The 25171-nt window shown below is 74.5% G+C and carries 22 protein-coding genes; 11 read left to right on the top strand and 11 right to left on the bottom strand.

Annotation, left to right across the window (positions count from 1 at the left end; all coding sequences use genetic code 11):
- Window positions 1–71: 71 nt before the first annotated feature.
- From D7I43_RS05035 to D7I43_RS05025, 3 genes are all read right to left on the bottom strand, one after another.
- Window positions 72–1100, bottom strand: coding sequence for a 6-phosphofructokinase (locus D7I43_RS05035; RefSeq protein WP_120327201.1), 1029 nt, complete (start codon window positions 1098–1100; stop codon window positions 72–74).
- Between the two features lie 173 nt (window positions 1101–1273).
- Entirely contained in the window at window positions 1274–1768 is a 495-nt protein-coding gene (locus D7I43_RS05030) for a pyridoxamine 5'-phosphate oxidase family protein (protein WP_120327200.1), read from the bottom strand.
- A 174-nt stretch (window positions 1769–1942) separates the two neighbouring features.
- Window positions 1943–2437, bottom strand: coding sequence for a polyadenylate-specific 3'-exoribonuclease AS (locus D7I43_RS05025; RefSeq protein WP_120327199.1), 495 nt, complete (start codon window positions 2435–2437; stop codon window positions 1943–1945).
- Between the two features lie 279 nt (window positions 2438–2716).
- Here D7I43_RS05025 and D7I43_RS05020 point away from each other — a divergent pair, with 279 nt between their 5' ends.
- On the top strand, window positions 2717–3409 hold the full coding sequence (locus tag D7I43_RS05020) for a Crp/Fnr family transcriptional regulator (RefSeq protein ID WP_120327198.1): 693 nt from the start codon (window positions 2717–2719) through the stop codon (window positions 3407–3409).
- 377 nt (window positions 3410–3786) lie between these two features.
- Here the strand turns inward: D7I43_RS05020 and D7I43_RS05015 are convergent, their stop codons facing one another.
- Window positions 3787–4035, bottom strand: coding sequence for a hypothetical protein (locus tag D7I43_RS05015; protein ID WP_120327414.1), 249 nt, complete (start codon window positions 4033–4035; stop codon window positions 3787–3789).
- Window positions 4036–4086: 51 nt separating this feature from the next.
- Between D7I43_RS05015 and D7I43_RS05010 the strand changes: the two genes are divergently transcribed.
- On the top strand, window positions 4087–7647 hold the full coding sequence (locus D7I43_RS05010) for an AAA family ATPase (RefSeq protein WP_328853641.1): 3561 nt from the start codon (window positions 4087–4089) through the stop codon (window positions 7645–7647).
- A gap of 158 nt (window positions 7648–7805) precedes the next feature.
- Here D7I43_RS05010 and D7I43_RS05000 read toward each other — a convergent pair whose 3' ends face one another.
- Window positions 7806–8486, bottom strand: coding sequence for a lysophospholipid acyltransferase family protein (locus tag D7I43_RS05000; protein WP_120327196.1), 681 nt, complete (start codon window positions 8484–8486; stop codon window positions 7806–7808).
- 311 nt (window positions 8487–8797) lie between these two features.
- Here D7I43_RS05000 and D7I43_RS04995 point away from each other — a divergent pair, with 311 nt between their 5' ends.
- Entirely contained in the window at window positions 8798–9631 is an 834-nt protein-coding gene (locus tag D7I43_RS04995) for a DUF308 domain-containing protein (RefSeq protein ID WP_120327195.1), read from the top strand.
- Between the two features lie 186 nt (window positions 9632–9817).
- On the top strand, window positions 9818–11296 hold the full coding sequence (locus D7I43_RS04990) for an alpha,alpha-trehalose-phosphate synthase (UDP-forming) (RefSeq protein WP_120327413.1): 1479 nt from the start codon (window positions 9818–9820) through the stop codon (window positions 11294–11296).
- Window positions 11297–11375: 79 nt separating this feature from the next.
- On the opposite strand, the gene D7I43_RS04985 is transcribed toward D7I43_RS04990, so the two are convergent.
- The 6 genes from D7I43_RS04985 to D7I43_RS04960 all read right to left on the bottom strand — a co-directional run bounded on the left by D7I43_RS04985 (window position 11376) and on the right by D7I43_RS04960 (window position 16563).
- A complete protein-coding gene (locus tag D7I43_RS04985; protein ID WP_120327194.1) occupies window positions 11376–12188 on the bottom strand; it encodes an alpha/beta hydrolase in 813 nt (270 codons plus the stop codon).
- Window positions 12189–12204: 16 nt separating this feature from the next.
- Window positions 12205–13605, bottom strand: a complete 1401-nt coding sequence (locus D7I43_RS04980) for a flavin-containing monooxygenase (RefSeq protein WP_120327193.1) — start codon at window positions 13603–13605, stop codon at window positions 12205–12207.
- Between the two features lie 85 nt (window positions 13606–13690).
- Window positions 13691–14398: an endonuclease/exonuclease/phosphatase family protein gene (locus D7I43_RS04975; protein ID WP_120327192.1), complete on the bottom strand. Its 708-nt coding sequence runs from the start codon at window positions 14396–14398 to the stop codon at window positions 13691–13693.
- Between the two features lie 11 nt (window positions 14399–14409).
- Window positions 14410–15357: an ROK family glucokinase gene (locus tag D7I43_RS04970; protein ID WP_120327191.1), complete on the bottom strand. Its 948-nt coding sequence runs from the start codon at window positions 15355–15357 to the stop codon at window positions 14410–14412.
- 68 nt (window positions 15358–15425) lie between these two features.
- Entirely contained in the window at window positions 15426–16067 is a 642-nt protein-coding gene (locus D7I43_RS04965; protein ID WP_120327190.1) for a hypothetical protein, read from the bottom strand.
- A 40-nt stretch (window positions 16068–16107) separates the two neighbouring features.
- The gene (locus tag D7I43_RS04960; RefSeq protein WP_120327189.1) at window positions 16108–16563 is read right to left on the bottom strand and encodes an SRPBCC family protein; all 456 of its coding nucleotides are present in this window, start codon (window positions 16561–16563) and stop codon (window positions 16108–16110) included.
- 165 nt (window positions 16564–16728) lie between these two features.
- Here D7I43_RS04960 and D7I43_RS04955 point away from each other — a divergent pair, with 165 nt between their 5' ends.
- The 7 genes from D7I43_RS04955 to D7I43_RS04925 all read left to right on the top strand — a co-directional run bounded on the left by D7I43_RS04955 (window position 16729) and on the right by D7I43_RS04925 (window position 24981).
- Window positions 16729–18537, top strand: a complete 1809-nt coding sequence (locus tag D7I43_RS04955) for an AMP-dependent synthetase/ligase (protein WP_120327412.1) — start codon at window positions 16729–16731, stop codon at window positions 18535–18537.
- A gap of 71 nt (window positions 18538–18608) precedes the next feature.
- Window positions 18609–20243: a sensor histidine kinase gene (locus D7I43_RS04950; protein ID WP_192902076.1), complete on the top strand. Its 1635-nt coding sequence runs from the start codon at window positions 18609–18611 to the stop codon at window positions 20241–20243.
- A 7-nt stretch (window positions 20244–20250) separates the two neighbouring features.
- Window positions 20251–20919 (top strand): response regulator transcription factor, encoded by a 669-nt coding sequence (locus D7I43_RS04945; protein WP_007072219.1) that lies wholly within the window; start codon window positions 20251–20253, stop codon window positions 20917–20919.
- A 188-nt stretch (window positions 20920–21107) separates the two neighbouring features.
- Window positions 21108–21917 (top strand): SAM-dependent methyltransferase, encoded by an 810-nt coding sequence (locus tag D7I43_RS04940; RefSeq protein ID WP_120327411.1) that lies wholly within the window; start codon window positions 21108–21110, stop codon window positions 21915–21917.
- Window positions 21918–22002: 85 nt separating this feature from the next.
- The gene (locus D7I43_RS04935) at window positions 22003–23670 is read left to right on the top strand and encodes a putative bifunctional diguanylate cyclase/phosphodiesterase (RefSeq protein ID WP_120327410.1); all 1668 of its coding nucleotides are present in this window, start codon (window positions 22003–22005) and stop codon (window positions 23668–23670) included.
- Between the two features lie 41 nt (window positions 23671–23711).
- The gene (locus tag D7I43_RS04930; protein ID WP_120327187.1) at window positions 23712–24296 is read left to right on the top strand and encodes a TetR/AcrR family transcriptional regulator; all 585 of its coding nucleotides are present in this window, start codon (window positions 23712–23714) and stop codon (window positions 24294–24296) included.
- 13 nt (window positions 24297–24309) lie between these two features.
- Window positions 24310–24981 (top strand): lysophospholipid acyltransferase family protein, encoded by a 672-nt coding sequence (locus D7I43_RS04925; RefSeq protein WP_120327186.1) that lies wholly within the window; start codon window positions 24310–24312, stop codon window positions 24979–24981.
- Window positions 24982–25171: the final 190 nt, after the last annotated feature.

The raw sequence follows: 25171 nt of genomic DNA, 5'->3' as shown, positions 1-25171 counted from the left end.
CGCCGTACCCCCTTCTCGCCCGCCGGCGTCGCGGCCCGCCGGGTGGCCGGCCGCGACGCCGTGGTGGTCGATCAGCTGCCGAAGAAGACCTCGGCCTCGGCGTACCGCTCCAGCGGCACGGTCTTGAGCTCCCGGGTGGCCTCGGCCAGCGGAACCCGGACGATGTCCGTGCTCTGCATGGCGACCATCTTGCCCCAGTCGCCCTCGTGCGCGGCGTCGATCGCCTGCAGGCCGAGGCGGGTGGCGAGGACCCGGTCGAAGGCGGTCGGCGTGCCGCCGCGCTGGATGTGGCCCAGCACGACCGTGCGGGCCTCCTTGCCGGTCTTCGCCTCCAGCTGCTCGGCGAGCCACTGGCCGATGCCGCCGAGGCGGACGTGGCCGAACGCGTCCAGCTCCTGGTTCTGCAGGACCATCTGGCCCTCCAGCGGCTGGGCGCCCTCGGCGACCACCACGATGGGGGCGTACTGGTGCTGGAAGCGCTTCTCCACGTAGCCGGCGACCTGCTCGACGTCGAACGGCCGCTCGGGCAGCAGGATGACGTTGGCGCCGCCCGCGAGGCCCGCGTGCAGGGCGATCCAGCCGGCGTGGCGGCCCATCACCTCGACGACCAGCGTGCGGTGGTGGCTCTCGGCGGTGGTGTGCAGCCGGTCGATCGCCTCCATGGCGATGTTGACGGCGGTGTCGAACCCGAACGTGTAGTCGGTGGCGCCGAGGTCGTTGTCGATGGTCTTCGGGACGCCGACCACGTTGACGCCCAGCTCGTGCAGCTTGGTGGCGACACCGAGGGTGTCCTCGCCGCCGATCGCGATCAGCGCGTCCACGCCCTGGGCGGCGAGGTTCTCCTTGATCCGCTCGACCCCGTTCTCGATCTTGAACGGGTTGGTGCGGGACGAGCCGAGAATCGTGCCGCCGCGCGGCAGGATGCCACGGACCTCCGCGATGCCGAGCGGCTTGGACAGGCCCTCCAGCGGGCCCTTCCAGCCGTCCTGGAAGCCCACGAACTCGTGACCGTACGTGGCCACGCCCTTGCGGACCACCGCGCGGATGACCGCGTTGAGGCCAGGGCAGTCTCCGCCACCGGTGAGCACGCCGATACGCATGATCTGCTCATCCTCCTGGAGCAATCAGGTGAAGCCCGGTAAGCCCCAGGATATGTGTCACGATCAGACATCGGCGCCGTTGCCGGCCCGGGGCGGGCCGTCACTGCGCACTGTAGTCCGCCCGGCGGGGCGGGGACACCGCGGGCCGGGCAGTCTGTCCGTTTCGGGCGCGGTCAGTACCGGACCTCACGATTCTCCCCCGGCCGCGGAGGCCGACCGGTGACCGCCGCCCGGGCGGGGCCGAGCAGGCTCACGGCGCCGCCGTCGGGCGAGTCCCAGTACTCCACCGAGCTGACGTGCACCTTGACCAGCGTGAGACCGGGGGTGCCGGGCCCGTCCGGGAACCAGGTCGCCAGGAGCGGGTGCCACCACCGCTCCGCCCGCCGCGGGTCGTAACCCTCCGTGGCGGTACCGGAGATCGACACCCACGTGGGGCGCCGCCCGTCGGAGAAGGCGACGCCGACCTCCGGGTTGACCCGGATCTGCCGGACCTTCGCGGAGTCGGCGTGGGTGAAGAACCACAGGTCGCCGTCGAACTCGGCCTCCTGCAGCGCCATCGGCCGGCTCACCAGCCGGCCGTCGACACCGATCGTGGTCAGCAGGCAGACCCGCGCCTCCCGGATCAGCTCGGTGACCCGGCGGCGGGCGATGCTCGAATCCTGGCTCATGGCGCTCCTCCTCGCGATCCGTCCGAGGCGGTGCCCTGGACCGAACCGGTCAAACCTGCGGAACGCACCTCTTTTCCGGCAGTCGCCCGCCGAGCGCCGCCGGGCGAGCCCCGAGCACAGGCATCCATCCCCGGCGCGGGGGCCGCGCCCCGACAGCGAGGCCGGCCGGACCGGTCAGCGGGCCGTCATGGCGCGCCAGCGGGCCAGGTTGTGCCGGGCGTCGACGAGGGCGTCGTGCCGGGCCGCCTCGGCCTCCGGCAGCGGCGGGCGGCCCCGGTCGTCCCAGAGCTGCCGCAGCTCCTTGGTGAACCGCGGGATCTCCCGGGGCAGCGCCGGCATGGCTCCCCACAGCTGCGCCAGCACCACGTGGTCGTACGCGGCGTACCAGGCCCACAGCTCGAGCTGCTCGCTCCGGCCGCGGATCGGCTCGACGAGGAAGTCGTACAGCTCCTCGCGGATGCGCTCCCGCGAGCGCCAGGCCCGGTCGGCCGGCGAGGGCAGCTTGTCGAGCACGTTGCGGCGCACCCACGGGCCGGCCCGGGAGTCGTCGAACTCGGTGGAGACCGCGTAGAACTCGCGGCCGTACTCATCCACCACGCCGATGGAGACGAGGTCGATGACCAAGCCGTCCTCGATGAACTCGCAGTCGTAGAAGTAGCGGTAGACCATCGCTGTCATCCTCGCCCACGGCCGCTCCGGCGCGCTCCCCGGGGCCGGCTCCGCACCGCCCCCGGCCCCACCGTCCGGGACCGCTCCGCCACGGCGCCGGTCACCGCAGGTCGGGGGTGTCACGGAAGTGATTTGAGGGGTGTACAGCAAGCGACAGGACCGTCATGATCTGATGTGTACCGCTACCGGACGCCGAACCGTTGTCAGTTCGCCTACGTCAGGGGCCCGTCAGGTTCACCGGTGCGAGTTGGTGGTCCTTGACCGGGGAGGGGTTGGGCCGTGGAGGTTCGCCTGCCGGAGCCGGGTGACGCGCTCACGGGTGTGGAGATGTTCGCCGGGCTCGAACCGGAGGTGCGGCAGCGTGTGATCGCCGCCGCCGTGCCGCGTACGTACCGCAAGGGCCAGTTGCTCTTCGTGGAGAACGACCCGGGCGAGTCGCTCATCGTGCTGCGGCGCGGGGCCGTGGCGGTCTTCCGCACCTCACCGACCGGAGAGCGCGCCGTGCTGTCGGTGATCCGCCCGCCGGACGTGCTCGGTGAGGTCTCCCTGCTGGACGCCTCCACCCGTTCGGCGTCGGCCGAGGCGATCGAGGACTGCAGCGCCCTCGCGCTGTCCCGCGGCGCCTTCATGGAGCTGGTGCACTCCAACCCGCGCATCCTCGACGCGGTGATGCGCTCGCTCGGTGCGCTGATCCGCCGCCTCACCGAGCAGAACGCCGACCACGTCTTCCTCGACCTGCCCGGCCGGGTCGCCAAGACCCTGGTCCGGCTCGCCGGCGAGAGCCAGGCCCCGATGATCACCATCGAACTCAACCAGAGCCAGTTGGCGGAGATGGCCGGTGGTTCCCGGCAGAGCGTCAACCAGGCGATCGGGTCGTTCGCCAACCGGGGCTGGCTGCGCACGGAGGGGCGTCGCATCGTGGTGACCGACGTGGCGGCGCTGCGCCGCCGCGCCGGCATGAACGACCGCTGAGCGCGCCGGCACGAACGACCGCTGAGCGTGCCGGCATGAACGACCGCTGAGCGGGCGGGCACGAAGGACCGCTGACGCCGGGCCGTCGGGCCGGGGCAGCGCACCGCGCAGCGGCCCCACGGCGCCCGGCGCGACCCGGGCGGGAGCGCACCGCGCAGCGGCCCCACGGCGGCCGGCGGGACCCGAACCTGCCGGCCGGGGCGACCGTCCCCACCGGACGGTGCGGCCCCGCTCGGGTTCACGGCGGCACCCGGCCGGTGACGCCACCCGGAACCGGCCGCGGCCGCGGTCGCGCCCGGGACCGACCGCGGTCGCGGTGGTGGCAGGACGACGGACGGGGCCGGCGGGCGTGTGCCCACCGGCCCCGTCCGGCCTGCTCAGTTGCCCGTGTCGTCGGCCGGCGGGGCGCCGGGCCCCGGGCCGATCTTCGTGGGGTCGGTCGGCTTGGTCGTCGTGCTCGGCGAAGTCGTGGTCTCCCCCGACCCGCTCGCCTGGCCCTCGGGCTCTTCCACCATGCCCTGCTCCTCCAGCTCGGCGAGAATGACCGCGTCGACGTCGACCGTGTCCCCGGGAACCCACTCCCTGCCAGCCGGATCGGTCCACGGGGCGGACAGTCGCACCTGCACGGCACTCTCCCTGACGTGAAACTTTCTGGTACGGAAGACTAGCCCCGGCCGATCGGTCGTGATGCCCGTCCGCACGTCGGGTACCCGACTTCCACCGGCCGCGGCGATACTGGGCTCTCTCGCGTACGGAGCTGGACCATCGACCTGACGTGTGGGCACTGCGCGCGCGCAGCCGGACCCGACGACCGCTTCTGCGGCGGGTGCGGCCGGCCGCTCGCGGTCAGCTGCCCGCAGTGCGGGCACGGCAACAGCACCGAGGCCAACTTCTGCACCGGCTGCGGCCACCCGCTGCGCGACCAGGTGGTGATCCAGGAGGACCGCCGGCAGGTCAGCGTCCTGTTCGTGGACATCGTGGACTTCACGGCGTACGCCGAGGGGGCCGACCCCGAGCAGGCCCGCAGCCTGCAGCAGGCCTACTTCGCCACCGTGCGCCGGGTCGTGCACCAGTACGGCGGTGTGGTCGAGAAGTACATCGGGGACGCCGTCATGGCGCTGTTCGGCGCGCCCGTCGCCACCGACAACGACGCGCTGCGGTGCGTCCGGGCCGGGCTGGAACTGCAACGCAGCCTGGCCCGCCAGCCCGCCGGCCCGGAGCAGCCGCTCCGCTTCCGGGTCGGCGTCGCGACCGGCGAGGCCCTGGTCGACCTGTCCGCGGCCCGCGACGGCGGGCAGGCCTTCGTGACCGGCGACGTGGTCAACACGGCCTCGCGGTTGCAGTCGTTCGCCCCGCCCGGCGGCGTCGTCGTGGACGAGAGCACGTGGTCGGCCACCTGTCACGAGCTGGAGTACGCCGACCAGCCGCCGGTCACGCTGCGCGGCCGCTCCGCGGTGAGCCGTATCTGGCTGGCCCTGCGGGCCCGCCCGCACCGGGACCAGCGGGCCGCCGAGCTGACGCCCATGGTGGACCGGGAGCACGAGCGCGGCCTGCTGCTCAACGCGCTGCACCGGCTCGTGAACGAACGCACCTCGCAGCTCGTGACGGTGTTCGGCCCGGCCGGCGTGGGCAAGAGCCGGCTGCTGCGGGAACTCTCCCGGCACGCCGCCAGCCTGCCCGGCCCGCCGGTCACCTGGCTGGTCGGCCAGTGCCCGCCGTTCGGCGAGAACGTCACCTGGGCGGCGCTGGCCGACATCGTGCGCGGCTGGGTGGGCGTGCCCGACGTGGACGACCCGGCGGCCCTGCGCGACCGGCTGCGGACGCGGCTGGCCCAGCTCGCCGACCCGCACGCGGCGCGGCTGGCCGAGGCGCTCGGCCCGCTCATCGGCGTGCCCGGCGAGCGGCTCGCGCCGGGCGAGACCGAGGCCGCGTGGCGCCGGTTCCTCCTCGCGCTCGCCGCGTCCGGCCCGACGGTGCTGGTGTTCGAGGACATGCACTGGGCGGACGAGGCCATGCTCGCCTTCGTCGAGCAGCTCGGCGCGACGGCCCGCGGCGTACCGCTGCTGGTGGTCGCGACCGCCCGGCCGGAGCTGCGGGAGCGCCACCCCGCGTGGACGGGCACGATCAGCGGCGCCATGTCCATCTCGGTGCCGCCGATGCACGACTCCGACATCGACACCCTCTACTCGCTGCTGCTCGGGAAGGCGACCCTGCCGGCCGCGCAGCGCGTCCCGCTCATCGAGTTCGCCGACGGCAACCCGCTCTACGCCCAGGAGTACGCGCGCATGCTCCTCGACGGCGGCCTGCTCGACCGGGTGGCCGGGCGCGCCGACCCGGCCGCCGGCACGGAGATGCCCCGGACGGTGCAGGCGGTCATCGCCAACCGGCTCGACCTGCTCGACCCGGCCGACCGCGCGGTGCTCCAGGCCGCCGCCGTGGTCGGCGTGCAGTTCTGGGCGGCGCCGGTGGCGACCGCCCTCGGGCGGCCGGTGGAGTGGGTGGAACGCGCGCTGGACCGGTTGCAGCGGCGCGACCTGGTGTACGAGCAGTCCACCTCGACGATGCCCGGCCAGCCCGAGTACCGCTTCCGGCACGTCCTGGTGCGCGACGTCTGCTACCAGCGGCTGCCGCGGGCCGAGCGGGTGGCGCGGCACCAGCGCACCGCCGACTGGCTGGAGCAGCTCGCCGACGGCCGGCAGCACGACCTGGCCGAGGTGCTGGCCAACCACCGCTGGGCGGCGCACGAGATCGCGCGGACCATCGGCATGGACACGGCCCCGTACGCCCCGGCGGCCCGCGACGCGCTGCACCGGGCGGCCCGCCGGGCGTACGAGCTGCACGCGCTGGACACCGCGGCCACGCTGGTGGGGCGGGCGCTCGCCCTGGGCGTCGGGCCGGACCCGGCGCTGGAGCTGTTCGACGCCGAGCTGGCGTTCTACCGGGACCGGGACGCGTTCCTCGTGGGCGGCGGCACCGACACGCTCACCCGGCTGGCCGAGCGGCTCACCGAGACCGGTGACCGGACGGGCGCGGCGCGGGCGTGGACGCTGCTGGCCACGGCCGCCTGGAGCCGGGCGGACCGTCCGACCACCCTGCACCACCTGGACCGGGCCATCGGCATCTACGAGGAGCTGCCCGACAGCCAGGAGAAGGTGGGCGCGCTGCTGGAGCTGGCGCGCGTACGCATGCTCAACGCGGAGACCGACCCGGCGTGCGCGGCGGCCGGGAGCGCGGCGGCGCTGGCCCAGCGGCTCCAGTTGCGGGAGGCGCAGGCGAACGCCCGGATCACCCTCGCGGTGGCGCGGTACATGGCCGGCTCCGCGGAGGCGTTCGCGGAGCTGGCCGACGTGACCGAGCACTGCCGGGTGGAGCGGCTGTCCAGCCGCCGGCGGGCCGTGCAGAACCTGGCCTGGGCGTTGCAGGAGGAGGGTGACCTGGCCGGGTCCGCCCGGCTGGTCGACGAGCAGCGCAGCCTGGACCTGGGCGGCGAGCACAGCCTCGCCACCAGCTTCGCCGACCAGTGGGCCCGGGCGTACTACGCAGGCGAGTGGGTGTCGGCGCTGGCCATGGCCGCCGAGTCGACCCGCCGGCCGACGGCGGAGTGGGACCTGCACATCGTGGCGGTGTCGGGCTGGATGCGCGGGCTGCGTACGGCCCGGCCGGTCGACGCGTCGGAGCCGGCAGCCGGGGACGGCCCGGACCTGGTCGAGCGGGCGGTGGTGGCGGCCCGCCGCAGCGGGTTCCACCGGGTGCTGCGGTCGACGCTGGCGCACGCCGCGCTGTGCCGGGCCGTGCAGGGCCGGCGGGACGAGGCGATGGCGCTGCTGACCGAGCTGGACGAGGACTGGCGGCGTACCCGCATGATCCCGTTCGCCGAGTGGGTGCCGGCCGTCGGTCACGTCGCCGGGGTGCTCGGCGCCGAGGCGGCCGGGCTGGTGCGCGAGCTGCTGGCGCGGGCGCCGCGGATGACCCCGTGGGCCCGGGCCGCGGGGCAGGTGGCGGACGGCGTGCTGGCGGCGCACGCCGGGGACGACGGGACGGCGGCCGAGCTGCTGCTGGCCGCGGCGGACAGCTACGCGCGGATGACGGACGTGACCGACGAGATCATCACGAGAGCCCTGTCGGTGCGCCCGCTCGCCGCGACCGACCCGGCCGCGGCGGCGGCCGTGCGGGACCGGCTGCGCGAGTTCGCCATCCGCAACGACGCCGCAGGCCTGCTGCGCCTAGCCCACCCCTGACCCCGACCCCGACCCCACCGTCCCTGACCCCACCCCCCACCCCCGTCCCCCCTCCCCCACCCCCGCGATCTTGCACTTTCCGCCCCGGCAAAAGCCGCGAACACCGCGTTCCGGGGGCCGAAAGTGCAAGATCGCGGGTGGGAGGGGAGGGGGTGGGATCACGCGGGGACGGGATTCTTGATCTTCTGCGCGTACACGTCGACGTACTCGCGGCCGGAGAGCTCCATGAGCTCGTACATGATCTCGTCGGTGACCGCGCGCTCGACGAACCGGTCGCCGGCCATGCCCCGGTACCGGGAGAAGTCCATCGGCGCGCCGAACCGGATCCGCACCCGAGCGATCTTCGGGATCAGCTTGCCGGGCGGCTGGATCTCGTCGGCGTTGAGCATCACCACCGGCACGACCGGCGCGCCGCTCTCCAGGGCCAGCCGGGCCACCCCGGTCTTGCCCCGGTAGAGCCGCCCGTCCGGCGACCGGGTGCCCTCCGGGTAGATGCCGGCGATCCCGCCGCGCCGCAGCACCTCCAGCTGGGTGTCGAGCGCGGCGCGGGCGGCGCGCCCGCCCGAGCGGTCGACCGGGATGGTGCCGGTGCTCACGAAGAACATCCTGGTCAGCCAGCCCTTGATCCCCTTGCCGGTGAAGTACTCGGCCTTGGCCACGAAGGTGACCCGCCGCCTGACCATCAACGGTGTGAAGATCGAGTCGGAGAACGACAGGTGGTTGCTGGCCAGGATGACGGGGCCGCTGTCCGGTACGTGGTGCAGCCCCTCGACCTGCGGACGGAACAGCACCCGCAGCAGCGGGCCGAGGAGGACGTACTTCATCAGCCAGTAGAACACCGGCGTCCCTTCCCTTGGTCGGCTCGGTTCACGATTGTCGGGCTGTCGTGCGCGCCGGGACACCCCGACCGGTGGTCGAGTCGATCACCCGCTGGGCGGGCGCCCGTCCTTCCGGGCCAGCTCCTGACGTCTTCCGCACAAACGGACATACGGCCCCGTCCACGACCAGCGGGACGGCCGTCGAGTTCGAAGACGCGACACAACGCACTCCCGCAACCGGCCCGTGACGTGTCACGATTCAAGGCACGGCGTGCGGGGGCGCGCCGAGGGGCTGGGGCGGCCGCGCGTAGGCGCGTTGAGGAGGGTGTCCGGTGTCAGCGGGTGGGGCCCGCCGGGGGCGGCGGGACAACGGGCTCGACGCGAGCGAGTACGCCGTAGCGGGCGACGTCGATCCGCGCGTCGGTGAACACCTGCTGGACGTGCTGGCCGCCGGCGGCATCGCCGCGTACCTCCAGCCGTCGGCCGACCTCAACCCGGTCACCCGCACCACCACGGTGCCGGCACGGCCGGTCGACCGCCTCTACGTGGACCGTTCCCACCTGACCACGGCCCGCGACTACCTCAACCAGCTGGCCGACGAGATCGCTCCGGAGCCGGCGCGGCCCGACGAGCCGGACATCGACGCCGAGTGGGCCCGGATCGTGGCGGGGTTCCACGCCACCCCCACCACCGGTGAGAACCCGTGGCCCGCCGCCGAGGACATCGACGACCCGACCGAGCCGGCCGCCGGCCCGCGCACCCTGGTCGACGAGGCCGGGCCGACCGTCACCGACGTGCGCCGGCTGCCGTACGCGGCCGACGTGTCCGGCGTGTCGGTCGGCCGCACCGACCGGCAGGACGAGCCGTCGCTGCTCGACGGGCTGGACACCTTCGGCGCCGACCTGCCCGACGACGAGGAGGAGGGCTACACCCCGCCTCCGCCCCCGCCGCTGCCGCGCATCTCGAAGTACGCGGTGGTCGGCGTGCTGGCCGTCGTGGTCGGCTTCGTGCTCTTCCTGTTCCCGTCCCTGCTGCCGGTGGACCGCTCGGTGGTCACGCTCCTCGGGTTCACGGGCATCCTCGCCGGTTTCGTGACGCTCATCTGGCGGCTACGGCCCGGCGGTGACGACGACGACCGCGGCCCCGACGACGGCGCCGTCGTCTGACGGCACGGCCGACCCGGTGATCGGGCGGTCACCGACCGCATCGCGGGACGGCGGAGGCCCGTCGCGCGGGTGACAGTGGTGTAACTTACGGTCAGTGGGAAAACCGCTGTACGTCACGTCCTCCGCTGACTGACCGGTTGTTCCTTGCTCGCGGCGGTCAGTCCTCTGCTGATCGGAATGCCCGAGATGCGACAGAGTTCCCTGGTGGTGGTGGCCAACCGCCTGCCCATCGACGACAGCATCGCGCCGGACGGGGCCTGCGAGTGGCGGCGCAGTCCCGGCGGCCTGGTGAGCGCCCTGCATCCCCTCCTGCGGCACGCCCCCGCCACCTGGGTCGGCTGGGCCGGCGGCACCGGGCCCGCCCCGGCCCTGCCGGACGTGGACGGCGTACGGCTGTGCGCCGTGCCGCTCACGGCCGACGACCTGCGCGACCACTACGAGGGGTTCGCCAACGCGACCCTCTGGCCGCTCTACCACGACGCCGTGGAGCAGCCGCAGCACCACCGGCGCTGGTGGGAGGCGTACCAGCGGGTCAACCGCCGGTTCGCCGAGGCCGCCGCGGCGGTCGCCGAGCCGGGGGCGGTCGTCTGGGTGCAGGACTACCACCTGCACCTGGTGCCCGGCATGCTGCGGGACCTCCGGCCCGACCTGCGCATCGGCTTCTTCCTGCACGTGCCGTTCCCGCCGCCGGAGCTGTTCATGCAACTGCCCCGCCGGGCCGAACTGCTGCGCGGCATGCTCGGCGCCGACCTGGTCGGATTCCAGCGCGTCCAGGCGGCGCACAACTTCGCCCAGCTCGTGGTGAAGGTGCTGGGCCTGCCCGCCACCGACCGGCGCATCGGCGTGGGCGACCGGGTGGTCCGCATCGGCGCGTTCCCGGTCTCCATCGACACCGCCGAGATGGCCGCGCTCGCCGCACGGCCCGACGTGGCCGCGCGGGCCCAGCGGCTGCGGCAGGACCTCGGCCGCCCCGAGCGGGTGATCCTCAGCGTCGACCGCATGGACTACACCAAGGGCATCGAGCAGCGGCTCAAGGCGTACAGCGAGCTGCTCGCCGCCGGGCACGTCAAGGTCCGCGACACGGTGCTCGTGCAGGTGGCGGTGCCGAGCCGCGAGCGGGTCGGGCAGTACCAGGTCCTGCGCGAGCGCGTCGAACGCGAGGTCGGCCGGATCAACGGCGAGTTCGGGCGGGTCGGTGAACCCGCCATCCACTACCTCACCCAACCCTTCGACCGGGCCGAGCTGGCCGCCCTCTACCGCGTCGCCGACGTGATGGCGGTGACCCCGCTGCGCGACGGGATGAACCTCGTCGCCAAGGAGTACGTGGCCGCCCGGGTCGACGACACCGGCGCGCTGCTGCTCAGCGAGTTCGCCGGCGCCGCCGCCGAACTGCCGCAGGCGTACCTCGTGAACCCGCACGACCTCGAAGGGCTGAAGGAGGGGCTGCTCGCCGCGCTGCGCGCCGCACCGGCGGACGTCGCCGAGCGGATGCGGGCCATGCGCGCCCACCTGCACACGCACGACATCCGGGCGTGGGCCCGCTCGTACCTCACCGCCCTGAACGACACGGGAGCGCTGGTGGAGCGGCTGACCAGCGGGGGCGAGAGCGCCCGGCTGCCCGCGCAACCGGGCCGCTCCGCCGCGCGGGCCGACCACCGCGGCTGACCCCGGCCCCCGCGTCGGGGTGGCCGGGCATCCCGCAGCCGCCGGCACTGCTGCCGGAGGCGCCGCCGACCGCGCCGGTTCAGCGCGCCGCGGGCTCCTTCTCCAGCCAGTCCAGCAGGGCGTCGATCGGCTCCCGCCACCGCACGTCCAGCATCAGGTCGTGCCCCATCCCGGGGAAGAGCAGCGGCGCGGACCCGTAGCGGCGGGCCACCCGGTTCAGCGCCCCGGCCGGCACCACCCGGTCGTCCGGGCTGCCCAGCACCAGCACCGGCGGGTCACCCACCGCCGGCTCCAGCGCGGGCCGCGAGAGCAGCTGCCACTGGGCCCGCCTTCCCGCGCCGCCCAGCGCCGAGACGTACCGGCGCGCCTCCGCGTCCGGCAGCTCCCGGCTGAACAGCTGGGCACGGCGGAGCCGCAGGCGCCCGCCCACGACCGCCGGCAGGGTGCCCGCCGGGTTGCGGCGCAGCGCCGCGCCGAACGTCGCCCAGCCGCCGAAGACCGGCGCGACCAGCACGGCCGCCCGGGCCGGGTAGCGGGCCAGGGCGTGCGCCACCACCAGCGCCCCGGCACCGTGCCCCACCAGCACCGCCTGGCGCGGCAGGCTCGCGGCCACCTGGACCACGTCGTGGACGTACGCGCGCAGCGACGCCCGCGGCGCCGGCTCGCTGGCGCCGTGCCCGCGCAGGCTCAGCGCGTGCGCGGGGAAGCCCCGGGACGCCGCGTGCCCCAGCCAGTGCTCGGCGAACGCCCACGCCCCGTGCCCGAAACCCGGCACGAACAGCAGCGGCGGGCGCCCCTCGTCCGACTCCGGTGCGACGCTGACCACCTCGCGCCGGGCCGGCCGGACCGGGCGCGCCCACTCCCGACTCCGGATGATGCGGACCGCGCTCACCGGTCCCGCCCTTCGTTCACCGATCCTCCAGGGAGTCGAGGGCGCGCTGGACGGCGCGCAGGTAGTCGACGTGCCCGACCTCGAACCAGTGCCGGGTGCTGTCCTTGACCGGGCCGGAGTACCGCTCCCCCGCCCGGGCCTGCACGGTCGCCGCGAACGCGGCGGCGCGCTCCGGCCGTACGAGGCGCTGCCGGAGCAGCCGGGCGAACAGCACGGCCTGCCAGTGGGCCAGGGTGAACACACCCGAGTCCGGCTGGAGCAGGCCGACGACCGCCAGCGTCGGGTAGCCGGGCGCGAACGCGTTCAGCCAGAGGGTCGGGCGGCCGGTGCCCGCGTCGTCGCCGAGCACCTTCGGGTCGAGGAACTCGAAGCGCGGCAGGTAGCCGGTGGCGAAGACGACCAGCTCCGGGTCGATCCGCCGACCGTCGGTGAGTTCCACCCCGTACGCGTCGAAGCGCGCCACGTCCGGCACCGGGGTGATCGCGCCGTGCCCGACGTGGTAGACGAGTTGGCTGTTCGCGATCGGGTGGGTCTCGTACACCCGGTGGTCCGGCTTCGGCAGCCCGAACCGGGTCAGGTCGCCGACGGTCAGCCGCAGGGTCCAGTGGTAGAGCCACTGCCGCACCCGCAGCGGCACCCGCAGCGCGAGCAGCATGTCGTTGACCTGGTCGGCCGGGCGGCCGAGGACGTACTTCGGGGCGTACCAGTACCCGCGCCGGGTCGAGTGCCAGCAGTGCGACGCCTGCTGAGCGGCCTCGACGGCGATGTCGCAGCCGGTGTTGCCCGCGCCCACCACGAGGACCCGCTTGCCCCGCAGCTGGGCCGGGTCCTTGTACGACGAGGCGTGCATGACCTCGCCGCGGAACTCCTCCAACCCCTCGTAGCGGGGCAGCTTCGGCGACCAGTTGTGGCCGTTGGCGACCACCACGGCCGCGTAGCGGGAGGTGCGTTCCGGGCCGTAGCCGCCCGTGCTGCGGGTCGTGACGTCCCAGCGGTCCCCCTCGACCGGCTCGACGCGGATCACCTCGGTGCCGAACCAGATGTGCGAGCGCAGGTCGAAGTGGTCGGCGTACCGCTCGAAGTAGGTCAGCAGCTGGCTGTGGTGGGGGTAGTCCGGCCAGGTGTCCGGCATCGGGAAGTCGGGGAACTGGGTGAACGGCCGCGACGAGATGAGGTGCGTGCTCGCGTAGACGGGGCTGCGGTCGTGCCGCCAGTTCCAGGCGCCGCCCACACCGGTCTCCCGCTCGTAGCAGTCGACGCCGAAGCCGTGCTCCTTGAGGTTCTTCACGGCGGTCAGGCCGCTGGCGCCGGCGCCGATGACGCAGACCGTGTCGCCCCGGTCGGAGACGGGACGGCCGTCGCTGCCGCGGGCGAGCGTGGTCGCCGCCGGTTCGGGCCGGTCGGTGGAGGTGGACACCGAATTTCTCCTTCGTGCGGCACGGGTGCCGGTTCGCCGCGAAATCCTCTCCACATCGGAGCCGGTTGTCCAGCCCCGACCTGGCTCACTCGGGACGCGGCAGCAGCAGGTCGACCAGCACCGGGAAGTGGTCGCTGGCGCGGCGGGTCAGCGGGGTGTCCACCACGTCGTAGTCGACCACCGTGATCCGCGGATCCACGAACAGCGCGTCGATGCGGCGGCGCGGGGCGGCGCACGGGTAGGTGAGCCGGTCCGCCCGCCCGGCCGCGTCCGCCGCGTCGGTCAGCCCCCGGGCCACGGTGGCCCAGGCCGGGCCGTCCGGTCCCTCGTTGAGGTCCGCGCCCGCCACGACGGGCGCGCCCGCGGCGTCGAGTTCCCGCTTGAGGAGCGCGGCCTGCGCGGGACGTTCGGCCGGGTCGGTGGACAGGTGGGAGCCGGCCACGGTGAACCGGGCGCCGCCCGCGACCACGCAGTCGGCGTACGCGGCGCCGCGCAGGTGCCGGCCGGGGGTGAGCGGGAAGCGCTGGCACCGGGTGGCCAGCACCCGCACCCGCAGGCTGGTCAGCAGCAGGTTGCCCAGCGCCGGCAGCCCGCCGCCGGCCACCACGAGGCCGAACGACTCGGCGAGCGCGGCGGACTTGCGCCGCCACCGGAACCGCCGTGGGCCCTCCTGGACGATCACCACGTCCGGTGCGGCGTCCCGGACCACGGCGGCCAGCGCGGCCGTGTCGTCCCGCTGGCCGTGGATGTTGTACGACACCACCCGGAGCGGCACACCGGAGCCTCGCGCCACGCCGCCCGCCTCTACAGCCGGCGCGCCAGGTCGGCCGCGCCGATGACCCCGGCCCGGTTGCCGAGCTCGGCCGGGCGGATCTCGGCGACCGGAAGCCGGTCCCGCTGGGCCAGCGACTGGGCGTAGGACCGCCGGGTCGGCCCCATCAGCAGCTCACCGGCGTCGATGACGCCGCCGCCCACGACGAGCACCTGGGGGTCGAGGATCTGGGCCATGTCCGCGAGGCTGGTGCCCAGCCAACGGCCGACCTGGGCGAACGCCTCGGTGGAGACGGGGTCGCCGCTCTTGGCGGCCGCCGTCACCATCGGCCCCGTGATCGCCTCGGCCTCGCCGCCGGCCAGCTCCAGCAGCCCGGCGGCCCGGTGCGGGCTCTGCCGGGCGGCGGCGCGGGCGAACCGGACCAGGGCGCTGCCGCTCGCGTACTGCTCGATGCAGCCGAGCCGGCCGCAGCCGCACTGGTGGCCGTCCGGCACGGTCAGCATGTGGCCCAGCTCCGCGGCGATGCCGTGCGCGCCGCGCAGCAGCTCACCGCCGAGCACGATGCCGCCGCCGACCCCGGTGCCGATGGTGAACATGACCATCGAGTCGTCGGCGTCCCGGGCCGCGCCGTACCGGAACTCGGCCCAGGCCGCCACGTTGGCGTCATTCTCCACGATCACCGGCAGGCCGACCTTGTTGCTCACGTACTCGCGCAGCGGCTCGTCCCGCCAGGCCAGGTTCGGCGCGAACAGCACGGTGGAGCGGCTGGCGTCGATCCAGCCCGCCGCGCCGATGCCCACGCCCTGCACGGGCCGGCCCGCGGCCAGCTCACCGACCAGCTCGGTGATGACGTCCCGGGTCTTCGCGACGTCGTCGGCGGGGGTGTCCCGTCGGGCCTGCACGAGCACCGTGCCGGTGTCGTCGACGACACCGCCGGCCACCTTCGTGCCACCGACGTCGACTCCGATGGTCAGCGTCACCGCTGCCGCTCCCCTCTGCTGTGCGGTCCCGCGCCCACCGGCGCGCCGGTGCCGCGGGACGTCCGTTCTCAGGCGTCGTCGCCCGGTACGTCCGCGCCCGTGTCGCCGGGCGTACGCGCGGCCGGCACCACGGGGCGCCCGGCCGGTGCCGGGTCGTCCTCCGGCGTGGCCGGCCCGGCCCCGTCGACGGGCGGCGCGGTGGCGGCCGGGGCGTACCCGTCCGCACGGGTGGCGGCGGACCACACGTCCCCGTCCGACGCCGGCTGAGAATCATGCCCGCTCCGGGTGGCCTCGCGCCACACGCGGTCGTCGTCCGACCCGGCGCCGGCCGGGTCGGTGGCCGGGTGGGCGGACTCGGCGGGCGGGGTCGCGGAGGCGAACGCGCGCATCAGGCTGGCGATTCCGGCCGCGAGATCCCCCGCCCCGGTCGCCAGGCGCTCGGCGAACTCGGGACTCGGGTCCCGCAACGCGGCGATTCCACGGCAGATCGGGCAGACGCAGCACTCGGCGCTGCCGGTGGCGAAACCGCCCCCACCGGAGCGGGACCCCTCGGCCGAGCCCGTGTGACCGAGGACACCGGCCACGATCCCGCCCAACGGTCCCCAGGGCCCCGCGGTCGGGCTGGCGGCGGCCAGCCGCGCGGCCCCCAGCAGCGTGGCGACGAGTCGCTCCGCCTCCTCCCGGGCCGAGCCCGGATCCGTTGCCACCATGGTCGGCTCCTCTACCGTGGCGGCCGGGCCGCCGGACGCGTCACTGCGCGGCACCGGGTGCTTCTACCCGGCGCTTGAGCTGCTTCAACGCGGTATCCATGATCATTTTTTCGGCCTTGCGGCGGAACATCCCGAGCATCGCGACGGAGAGTTCCACCTCCAGCGTGTACGTCACCGTGGTGCCGCCGTCCGGGTTCGCGACCAGGTCGTACGACCCCCGCTGCGCCTTCTGCATCTTCGACGGCGCCACCAGGTGCCACTCGATGCGGGTCAGGTCCTCGGCGTAGGCGTACGCGAGGACGTACTCGTCGGCCAGCACACCGGCGTCGATGGTGAACCGGACCTGGCTGGCGTAGCCGTCCTCGTACTCCTCGACCACCTCCACCCGGCGCACCGCCTCGGTCCACTCCGGGTAGCGCGTGAAGTCGCAGATGACCGCCGCCACCCGCTCCGGGGGCGCGTCGATGACGATCGACTGGGTCGAGGAGTCCGCCATGGGGGGAGGCTACCCGGCGCGGCGCCCGGCCGGGCCCGCACGCCCCCCGCCACGCCCCGACCACAACCTGCCTGCCGCGGGCCGGGGGCCGGCCGGGTAGGTTTCGACAGAGCCGACCCGAGGTGGCGGCCCCCAACCGGCCACTGCGAGCACGAGGGAGTGCAGGTGCGCGAGTTCTCCGTCCCGCCGATCGTCACCGTCGGCGACTCGGCCAACCTCACCGACCCCGTCTGGGAGAACGCCGAGGTCGCGCCCGACACCGTGCAGTTCGTCCGCCCCACCGGGGCCGCCGACGGCCCGGCCTGGGAGGACGTCACCTGCCGACAGTTCCGCGACGAGGTGGTCGCGGTGGCCCGCGGGCTGGTCGCGGCCGGGGTGCGGCCGGGCGACCGGGTCGGGCTCATGAGTCGCACCCGCTACGAGTGGACCCTCGTCGACTACGCCATCTGGGCCGCGGGCGGCGTCACCGTGCCGATCTACGAGACCTCCAGCGCCGAGCAGGCCGCCTGGATCCTCGCCGACTCCGGCGCGGTGGCCTGCGTCGTGGAGAGCACGGCGCACGCCACCCTGCTGGCCGGCGTACGGGACCGCCTGCCCGACCTGGGCCGGGTCTGGCAGCTCGACCTCGGCGCCGTGGACGACCTCGTGGCCGAGGGCGCGTCGGTCGACCCCGCGGAGATCGACCGGCGACGGGCGGCGGTGGGCGCCGGTGACGTGGCCACGATCATCTACACCAGCGGCACCACCGGCCGCCCCAAGGGCTGCGTGCTCACCCACCGGAACATCTACGCCGACATCGCCAACGCGGTGCCCGTGCTGCCGAACCTGTTCAACGCCGGCGCCTCCACGCTGCTCTTCCTGCCCCTGGCGCACGCGTTCGCCCGGCTCATCCAGGTCGGCGTGGTGTACGCCCGGGCCACCATGCGGCACTGCGCCGACACCAGGAACCTCGTCGCGGAGCTCCAGGAGTTCCGCCCCACCTTCGTGCTCTCCGTCCCGCGGGTGTTCGAGAAGGTCTACAACGCGGCCAAGCAGAAGGCCGAGAGCGACGGCAAGGGCGGCATCTTCGCCCGCGCCGAGCAGGTCGCCATCGCGTACAGCGAGGCGCTGGAGACCCCGCGCGGGCCGGGACTGGCGCTGCGGGCCCAGCACGCGATGTTCGACCGGCTGGTCTACCGCAAGCTGCGGGCCGCGCTCGGCGGCCGGTGCCGCGACGCGATCTCCGGCGGCGCCCCGCTCGGCGCCCGGCTCGGCCACTTCTTCCGCGGGGTCGGGGTGACGGTCCTGGAGGGGTACGGCCTCACCGAGACCGCGCCGGCGGCCGCCGCCAACCTGCCGTCGGCCACCCGGATCGGCACGGTCGGCCGGCCGCTGCCCGGGGTGAGCATCCGCATCGACGACGACGGCGAGATCCTCATCTCCGGTGAGCTGATCTTCCAGGGGTACTGGCACAACGAGGCGGCCACCGCCGAGGTGCTCACCGGCGACGGCTGGTTCCGCACCGGCGACCTGGGCCAGCTCGACAACGAGGGCTACCTCACGATCACGGGCCGCAAGAAGGAGATCATCGTGACGGCCGGCGGCAAGAACGTCGCGCCGGCCGTGCTGGAGGACCAGGTCCGCGCCCACCCGCTGGTCAGCCAGTGCGTCGTGGTCGGCGACGGGAAGCCGTTCGTCGCGGCCCTCGTCACCATCGACGAGGAGGCGCTGCCCCGGTGGCTGGAGTCGGCCGGGCTGCCCGCCGACACGCCGGTGAGCGAGGTGCGCACGCACGAGGGGCTGCGCGCCGAGGTCCAGAAGGCCGTCGACCTCGCCAACGCCGCCGTGTCGAAGGCCGAGGCGATCAAGGTCTTCCGGATCCTGCCCCGGGACTTCACCGAGGCCACCGGCGAGCTGACCCCGTCGCTGAAGGTCAAGCGGCAGGTCGTGCACAAGACGTACGCGTCGGAGATCGCCGAGATCTACCGCAGCTGACTACGATCCGTCACGTGCCCGCCTCGACATCCGCAGGGTTCCACCCGCATCCCCTCGCCGCGGTCGCCCGCCTGGTGATGCTGGCGCTCGTCGCCGTCCTCACCCTGTTCGCCACGCGCGACCCGGCCCAGCTCTGGTGGATCGCGCTGCTCGCGGTGGCCGGGGCGCCCGCCCTGCTGGCGCCGCAGCACCCGCGCGTCGCCCCGCTCAGCCGGGTGGCCGAAGTGGTGGTGCTGGGGCTGGCGGCGAGCCAGGTGGCGGCCGTGTCGCTGGTCGGCGGGTCGGTCGACGGGCTGGGCGCGTCCGCGGTGCTGCCCTACCTCGCGGTGCCGGTGACGGTCACCGCGCTGCGCCGCCGGTTCCGCGAGGGCGCCGTGCTGCTCGGGATCGCCGCGGCCACCCTGCTCGTCGGCGGCGCGCTCACGCGGGTCGACGGGGCGCCGCAGCTCACCCAGCCCGGCTACCTGGCGGTCTGCGCCCAGTGGCTGATCCTCGCGGTGCTCGGGCTCTACGCGGCGCGCACGCTGCACCGCATCATGCAGGTGCGCGGCGAGAGCCGGCCCCAGCCGTACGCCGAGGCGACCCGCCTGCTCACCCAGCTGCGGACGGTCGCCCGGCAGCTGCCCGGCGCCACGCTCGACCCGGGCGGGATCTCCGAGCACCTGCTGGAGGAGCTGCGCAACGTGGCCCCGAGCGATCGGGCGGCCGTGCTGTCCGCGAGCGGCGGCGGCCGGCTCGTGGTACTCGCCCAGGTGGGCGTGGACCGGGTCGACTGGGAGACCACGCTCGACGCGGACTCGGCCATCGCCGACGCCTGGGCCAGCCAGCAGCCGCAGACGGCGGCCCGCTCGCAGGCGCGGTCGCACCCCGGCGGGGACGTCTCCGCGCTGATCGTGCCGCTGGTCGCCGGCGTGCGTACGGTCGGTCTGGTGGTGCTGGAGGCCGACGCGGCGCACGCCTACCCCCCGGAGGTCGTGTCCCGGGTGACGGCGGTGACCGGCCCGGCCGCGCTGCGGCTGGAGGCCGCCCTGCTCTTCGACGAGGTCCGCTCGCTGGCCACCAACGAGGAGCGGCAGCGCCTCGCCCGGGAGATCCACGACGGCGTCGCCCAGGAGCTGGTGATGGTCGGCTACGGCATCGACAACGCCCTGGCCACCGTCTACGACGACGCCGAGGAGACCGCCGAGGCGCTGCGTACCCTGCGCGGCGAGGTGACCCGGGTGATCACCGAGCTGCGGCTGAGCCTGTTCGAGCTGCGCAGCGAGGTGGACCGGCACGGTGGGCTGGCCGCGGCCATCGCCGAGTACGCCCGCACGGTCGGCGCGTCCGGCGGGCTGCGGGTGCACCTGTCGCTGGACGAGTCGACGGCCCGGCTCCCCGCCGCCACGGAGGCGGAGTTGCTCCGCATCGCGCAGGAGGCCGTGACCAACGCCCGCAAGCACGCGGGGGCGTCCAATCTCTGGGTCACCTGTGAGGTGGACCCGCCGTACGCCCAGATCGAAGTGTCGGATGACGGTCACGGGATGGCTGACCAGCGGCCCGACGGGCGGTACGGTCTTGCGATCATGGCCGAGAGGGCGGAACGTATCCGGGGCCGGTTGGAGATCCGACCCCGGCAACCAAGCGGCACGACCGTGGCGGTGGTTCTCGGCACCTCGCCCCGGCGCGATAACGTGCGCGGTAGCGCAGCAGCAGAAGGGGAGTAACCCGAGGATGACCACAAGTCCGACACCGGCCACCCGTACCAAGGTCCTCCTTGTCGACGATCACGACCTCATCCGCAAGGGCCTGCGGCACGCCTTCGAGCGGGACCGCCAGTTCGAGGTCGTCGGCGAGGCCGCCACGGCGGCGGAGGGTGTCCGGCAGGCCGGGGCGCTGCAGCCGGACGTGGTGATCATGGATCTCCGGCTGCCCGACGGCAGTGGCCTCGAGGCCACCCGGGCACTCCGCAAGTCCAGCGCCTCCATGGGCATCGTGGTGCTCACCATGTACGCCGGTGACGACCAGCTCTTCGGTGCCCTGGAGGCCGGCGCCAGCGCCTTCGTGCCGAAGACCGCGCCGGCCGACGAGGTGGTGGCCGCGGCCCGGCACGCCGCGTCGTCGCCCAGCGCCTTCACGGCCGCCGACCTGGCCGAGGCCATGAAGCGCCGGCTGGCCCCGTCCGGCCCCCAGCTCTCCCCGCGCGAGGGGCAGGTCCTGCGGCTGCTCGCCGACGGCATGAGCGTGGCGGGCATCGCCAAGCAGCTCTTCGTCAGCGAGTCCACCGCCAAGACCCACATCTCGAAGCTCTACGAGAAGCTCGGCGCGGCCAACCGGGCGCAGGCGCTCATGACGGCGCTGCGGCTGGGCCTGCTCGAGGCTCCGGACGCCCCGAAGTTCTGACCTCCCCGCCCGCGCGGGCGGTGCACGTGAGATCCGCGTCGGCCCCACTGCCGGCGCGGATCTCACGTATCGACCGGTGTCGGGGCCATTGTGCCGCTCGCTATGGTCACCCGGGCCCTCGCGGGGGCAGAATACCGCGGTGGCCCGTGGGCAACGGCGCCCGCGACGCCGACGGTGAGAGGTGGGTCATGCAGCGGCCGGACTGGGCACCCGAGACGATCGACATCGAGCGCCCGAGCGTGGCCCGCATGTACGACTACTACCTCGGCGGCTCGCACAACTTCGCCGCCGACCGGGCCGCCGCCCAGGCCATGGTGGCCGCGGTGCCCGACGCGCCGCTGATGGCCCAGGCCAACCGGGCGTTCCTCCGGCGGGCCGTGCAGTTCCTGACCGACGCGGGCGTGCGGCAGTTCCTGGACATCGGCTCGGGCATCCCCACCGTCGGCAACGTGCACGAGATCGCCCAGCGGGGCGCGCCGGAGTCGCGCGTCGTCTACGTCGACGTCGACCCGGTGGCCGTCGCGCACAGCCGGGAGATCCTCGCCGGCAACGACCGGGCCGCCGTCGTCCAGGAGGACCTGCGCCACCCCGAGCGGATCCTGGCCCACCCGGACGTGCGCCGGCTGCTCGACTTCGACCAGCCGGTCGCCGTGATGATCGTGGCGGTGCTGCACTTCATCTCCGACGACGACCGGCCGGGGCGGATCCTGCGTACCCTGCGCGAGGCGCTGGCACCCGGCAGCTACCTGGTCCTCTCCCAGGCCAGCGACGACGGGCGCACCGAGGAGGAGCGGGCCGAGGCGGAGCGGGTCTACCGGCGTACGGACAACCCGCTCTGGGTGCGTAACCGGGCCGAGCTGACCGCGTTCTTCGACGGGTTCGCGCTCGTCGAGCCCGGCGTGGTGTGGGTGCCCGAGTGGCGCCCGGACTCCCCGGAGAGCGCGGAGGACGCCGAGCGGGCCGTCTTCATGGGCGGCGTCGGGCGCCTCGGTGGCTGAGGCGGCGACCGTGGCGGCGCCGGCCCGTCCCGGCGCCTTCGCCCGGGCCTGGGCCAAGGCGGTGTCCGGCACCAGCTTCCTGCCCATGACCCAGGCGCAGCTCGAGGCGCTGCTGCAACGGCTCACCGACCAGCTGGCCGACGCGCTGCTGGCCGAACCGTTCGACCTGCGTCCCGGGCACCGCGTCGGCACCGAACTGGTCGCCAACCACATCGCCTCCGCCGAGGGGCTCGGTCGTACCGTCGAGGTCCTCCAGCTGCGGCTGATCCGGGACCTCGGCCTCGTGGGCGACGACGTGGAGGACCGGATGGCCCGGCTGCTCGCCGCGATCGCCACCGGGTACGCCCGGGCGTTGCGCGACCGTACCCTCGACGAGCAGGAGTCGATCCGGCGGGCCGTCATGACGGCCCGCGCCCAGGCGGAGCGCGCGCTGCGCGACAGCGAGGCGCGCTTCCGGCACCAGGCCACCCACGACCCGCTCACCGACCTGCCCAACCGGGCGCTCTTCACCGAACGGCTCACGGCGGCGCTCAACGAGCCCGGCCGGGGCGCGGAGCGGATCGGGCTCTGCTTCCTCGACCTGGACCGGTTCAAGGTCGTCAACGACACCCTGGGCCACCAGGCCGGCGACCGGCTGCTCATCACCGTCGCCAACCGGCTCCGCCGGGCCCTCGACGGGCACCTCGTGGCCCGCCTCGGCGGCGACGAGTTCGTCGTCCTCGTCGAGCGGACGGGCGGCACCGACGACGTGGTCGCGGTCGCCGACACCGCCCTGGCCGCCGTCCGGGAACCGGCCATCGTGGACGGCACCGAGCTGACGGTCACGGCGAGCCTCGGCATCGTGGAGCGGCAGATCGCCGGGACCACCCCGGGCCACCTGATGCGGGCGGCCGACAGCACGATGCACTGGGCCAAGGCCGCCGGCGGCGCCCGGTGGGAGGTCTTCGACGCCGAACGCAACCGGCGGGAGCTGGCCCGGCACGCGCTCTCCGCGGCGATCCCCGCCGCCCTGGAGCGCGGCGAGTTCTACCTGGACTACCAGCCGCTGACCTCGCTGCGGGACGGCAGCCTCCTCGGCGTGGAGGCGCTCGTGCGGTGGCGACACCCCGAGCTGGGGGTGCTGCACCCGGGCAGCTTCATCGGGCTGGCCGAGGAGACCGGGCTGATCGTGCCGCTCGGCGGCTGGGTGCTCGCCGAGGCGTGCCGGGAGGCGGAACGCTGGTCCGCGCGGGGCGGCCGGGCGCCGTTCGTGAGCGTGAACCTCGCGGTGCGGCAGGTGCACCGGCCGGGGCTCGTGCAGGAGGTACGCGGGCTGCTGCAGCGCACCGGGCTGCCGCCGGAACGGCTCCAACTGGAGATCACCGAGAGCACCATGATGAGCACCACCGAGGAGCCGGTGCGTGCCCTGCGCGTCCTCGCCGACCTCGGAGTCCGGATCGCCATAGACGACTTCGGCACCGGCTACAGCAACCTCGCGTACCTGCGGGACCTCCCGGTGACCGAGCTGAAGGTGGCCGGGGAGTTCGTGGCCGGGCTGCGGGCGCCGGCCGCGGAGCCGGCCAGCCGCACCGACGAGCGGATCCTCGCCTCGCTCGTGTCGCTCGCGCACGCGCTGGACCTCACGGTCACGGCCGAGGGCGTGGAGACCGCCGGGCAGGCCGACCGGCTGCGGGCGATCGGCTGCGACGCCGGCCAGGGCTGGCACTTCGGCCGCCCCGCGCCCGCCGACCGGATCCTGGAGCGCGTCGGCTGACGGCGTAGACATTGTCTACGCGCCTCTGGTAGACAGTGTCCATGGCGGATGCGGAGTCGGACGTCCGCACGCGGCTGATCACCGCGGGCGTCGAACTGGTGCAGCGTGAGGGCCACGCCGCGGTGTCCCTGCGGGAGATCGCCCGCCGGGCCGGTGTCTCGCACGGCGCGCCGCGACGGTACTTCCCCACCCACCTCGACCTGCTCTCCGCGATCGCCCGCCAGGGGTACGCCGACCTCGCCGACCGGATCGCGCGGACCGTCCGCGACACCGGGCCCGACCCGCGCCAACGGCTCCTCGCCCTCGGCCGCGCCTACCTCGACCACGCCGCCGCGAACCGCGGCATGTTCGAGCTGATGTTCCGGCACGACCTGCTCAACAGCGGCCGGCTCGGCCTGCGCGACGCCAGCCTGCCGCTGTTCACCCTGGTCGTCGACCTCGTGGCGGAGGCACGCCGGCCCACCGACCGCGCCGCCACCGTCATCGCCGGGGCGCTCTGGGCCAACCTGCACGGCCTCGCCCAGCTCTGGGCGTGGGGCAGCCTCCAACTGGCGACCGGCGAGACGGACGACGACGCCCTGCTGCGGGCCGCGCTGGACGCGCACCTCGGCCCCGCACCCGAGTGACCGTGGAGGAACGGTGCCGCTGCTGTACGACCTCGCCAAACTGACCGCCGGCAACGCCCTGCGGCTCGGCTGGCGTCCCCGCGTGGAAGGGCTGGAACACCTGCCCCGTCACGGCGGCGCCATCCTCGCCGGCAACCACCTGTCGGTCGCCGACGAGCTGTTCCTGGCCGCCGTCACGCCCCGGCACATCGCCTTCTGGGCCAAGGCGGAGTACTTCTCCGGCCGCGGCGTACGCGGCTGGGTCAGCCGCCGGATCGTCAGCGGCATGGGCGCCATCCGCGTCGAGCGCGGCGGTGGCCGGGCCGCCCTCACGGCGTTCGACGCGGCCGTGCCCGTCCTGCGTGCCGGCGGCCTGGTCGCCGTCTACCCGGAGGGCACCCGCTCGCCGGACGGGCGGCTGCACCGCGGCCGGACCGGCGTGGTCCGGCTGGCCCGGGACGCCGGCGTGCCGATCGTCCCGGTCGGTGTGCTCGGCACCGCCGAGGTGCTCCCCGTCGACGCCCGCCTGCCCCGCCGGCACCCGGTCACGCTCCGGTTCGGCCCACCGATCCCGGTGGCCGGCCGCATCCACGGCCCGCGCGACATCCGGCTCCTCACCGACGAGGTGATGGCGGCGATCCAGCGGCTGACCGGCCAGGAGTACGTCCCCCGGTACGCACCGAGACGCGAGACCCTGGCCGCCTGACCCGCGCACGCATACGCCCCGCGTCCCCGTGCGGGTCGGCGGTCGCCGGGTCGGGGTGATCGTGCTCGTTCCTGGATGTAGTGGCCTCGGCGTCTCCAGGAGGCCACTACAACCAGGATCGAGCGTGATCTCCCCGTCGCGACGGCGCGCCTGCGACGGCCTGCGACGGGCTCGCGCCCAGCGGGCACGC

It is taken from the genome of Micromonospora globbae (assembly GCF_003610785.1).
Taxonomy (GTDB): Bacteria; Actinomycetota; Actinomycetes; order Mycobacteriales; family Micromonosporaceae; genus Micromonospora; species Micromonospora globbae.
The sequence above is the reverse complement of the archived record's forward strand: the minus strand, read 5'-3'. Positions and strand labels throughout refer to the sequence as shown.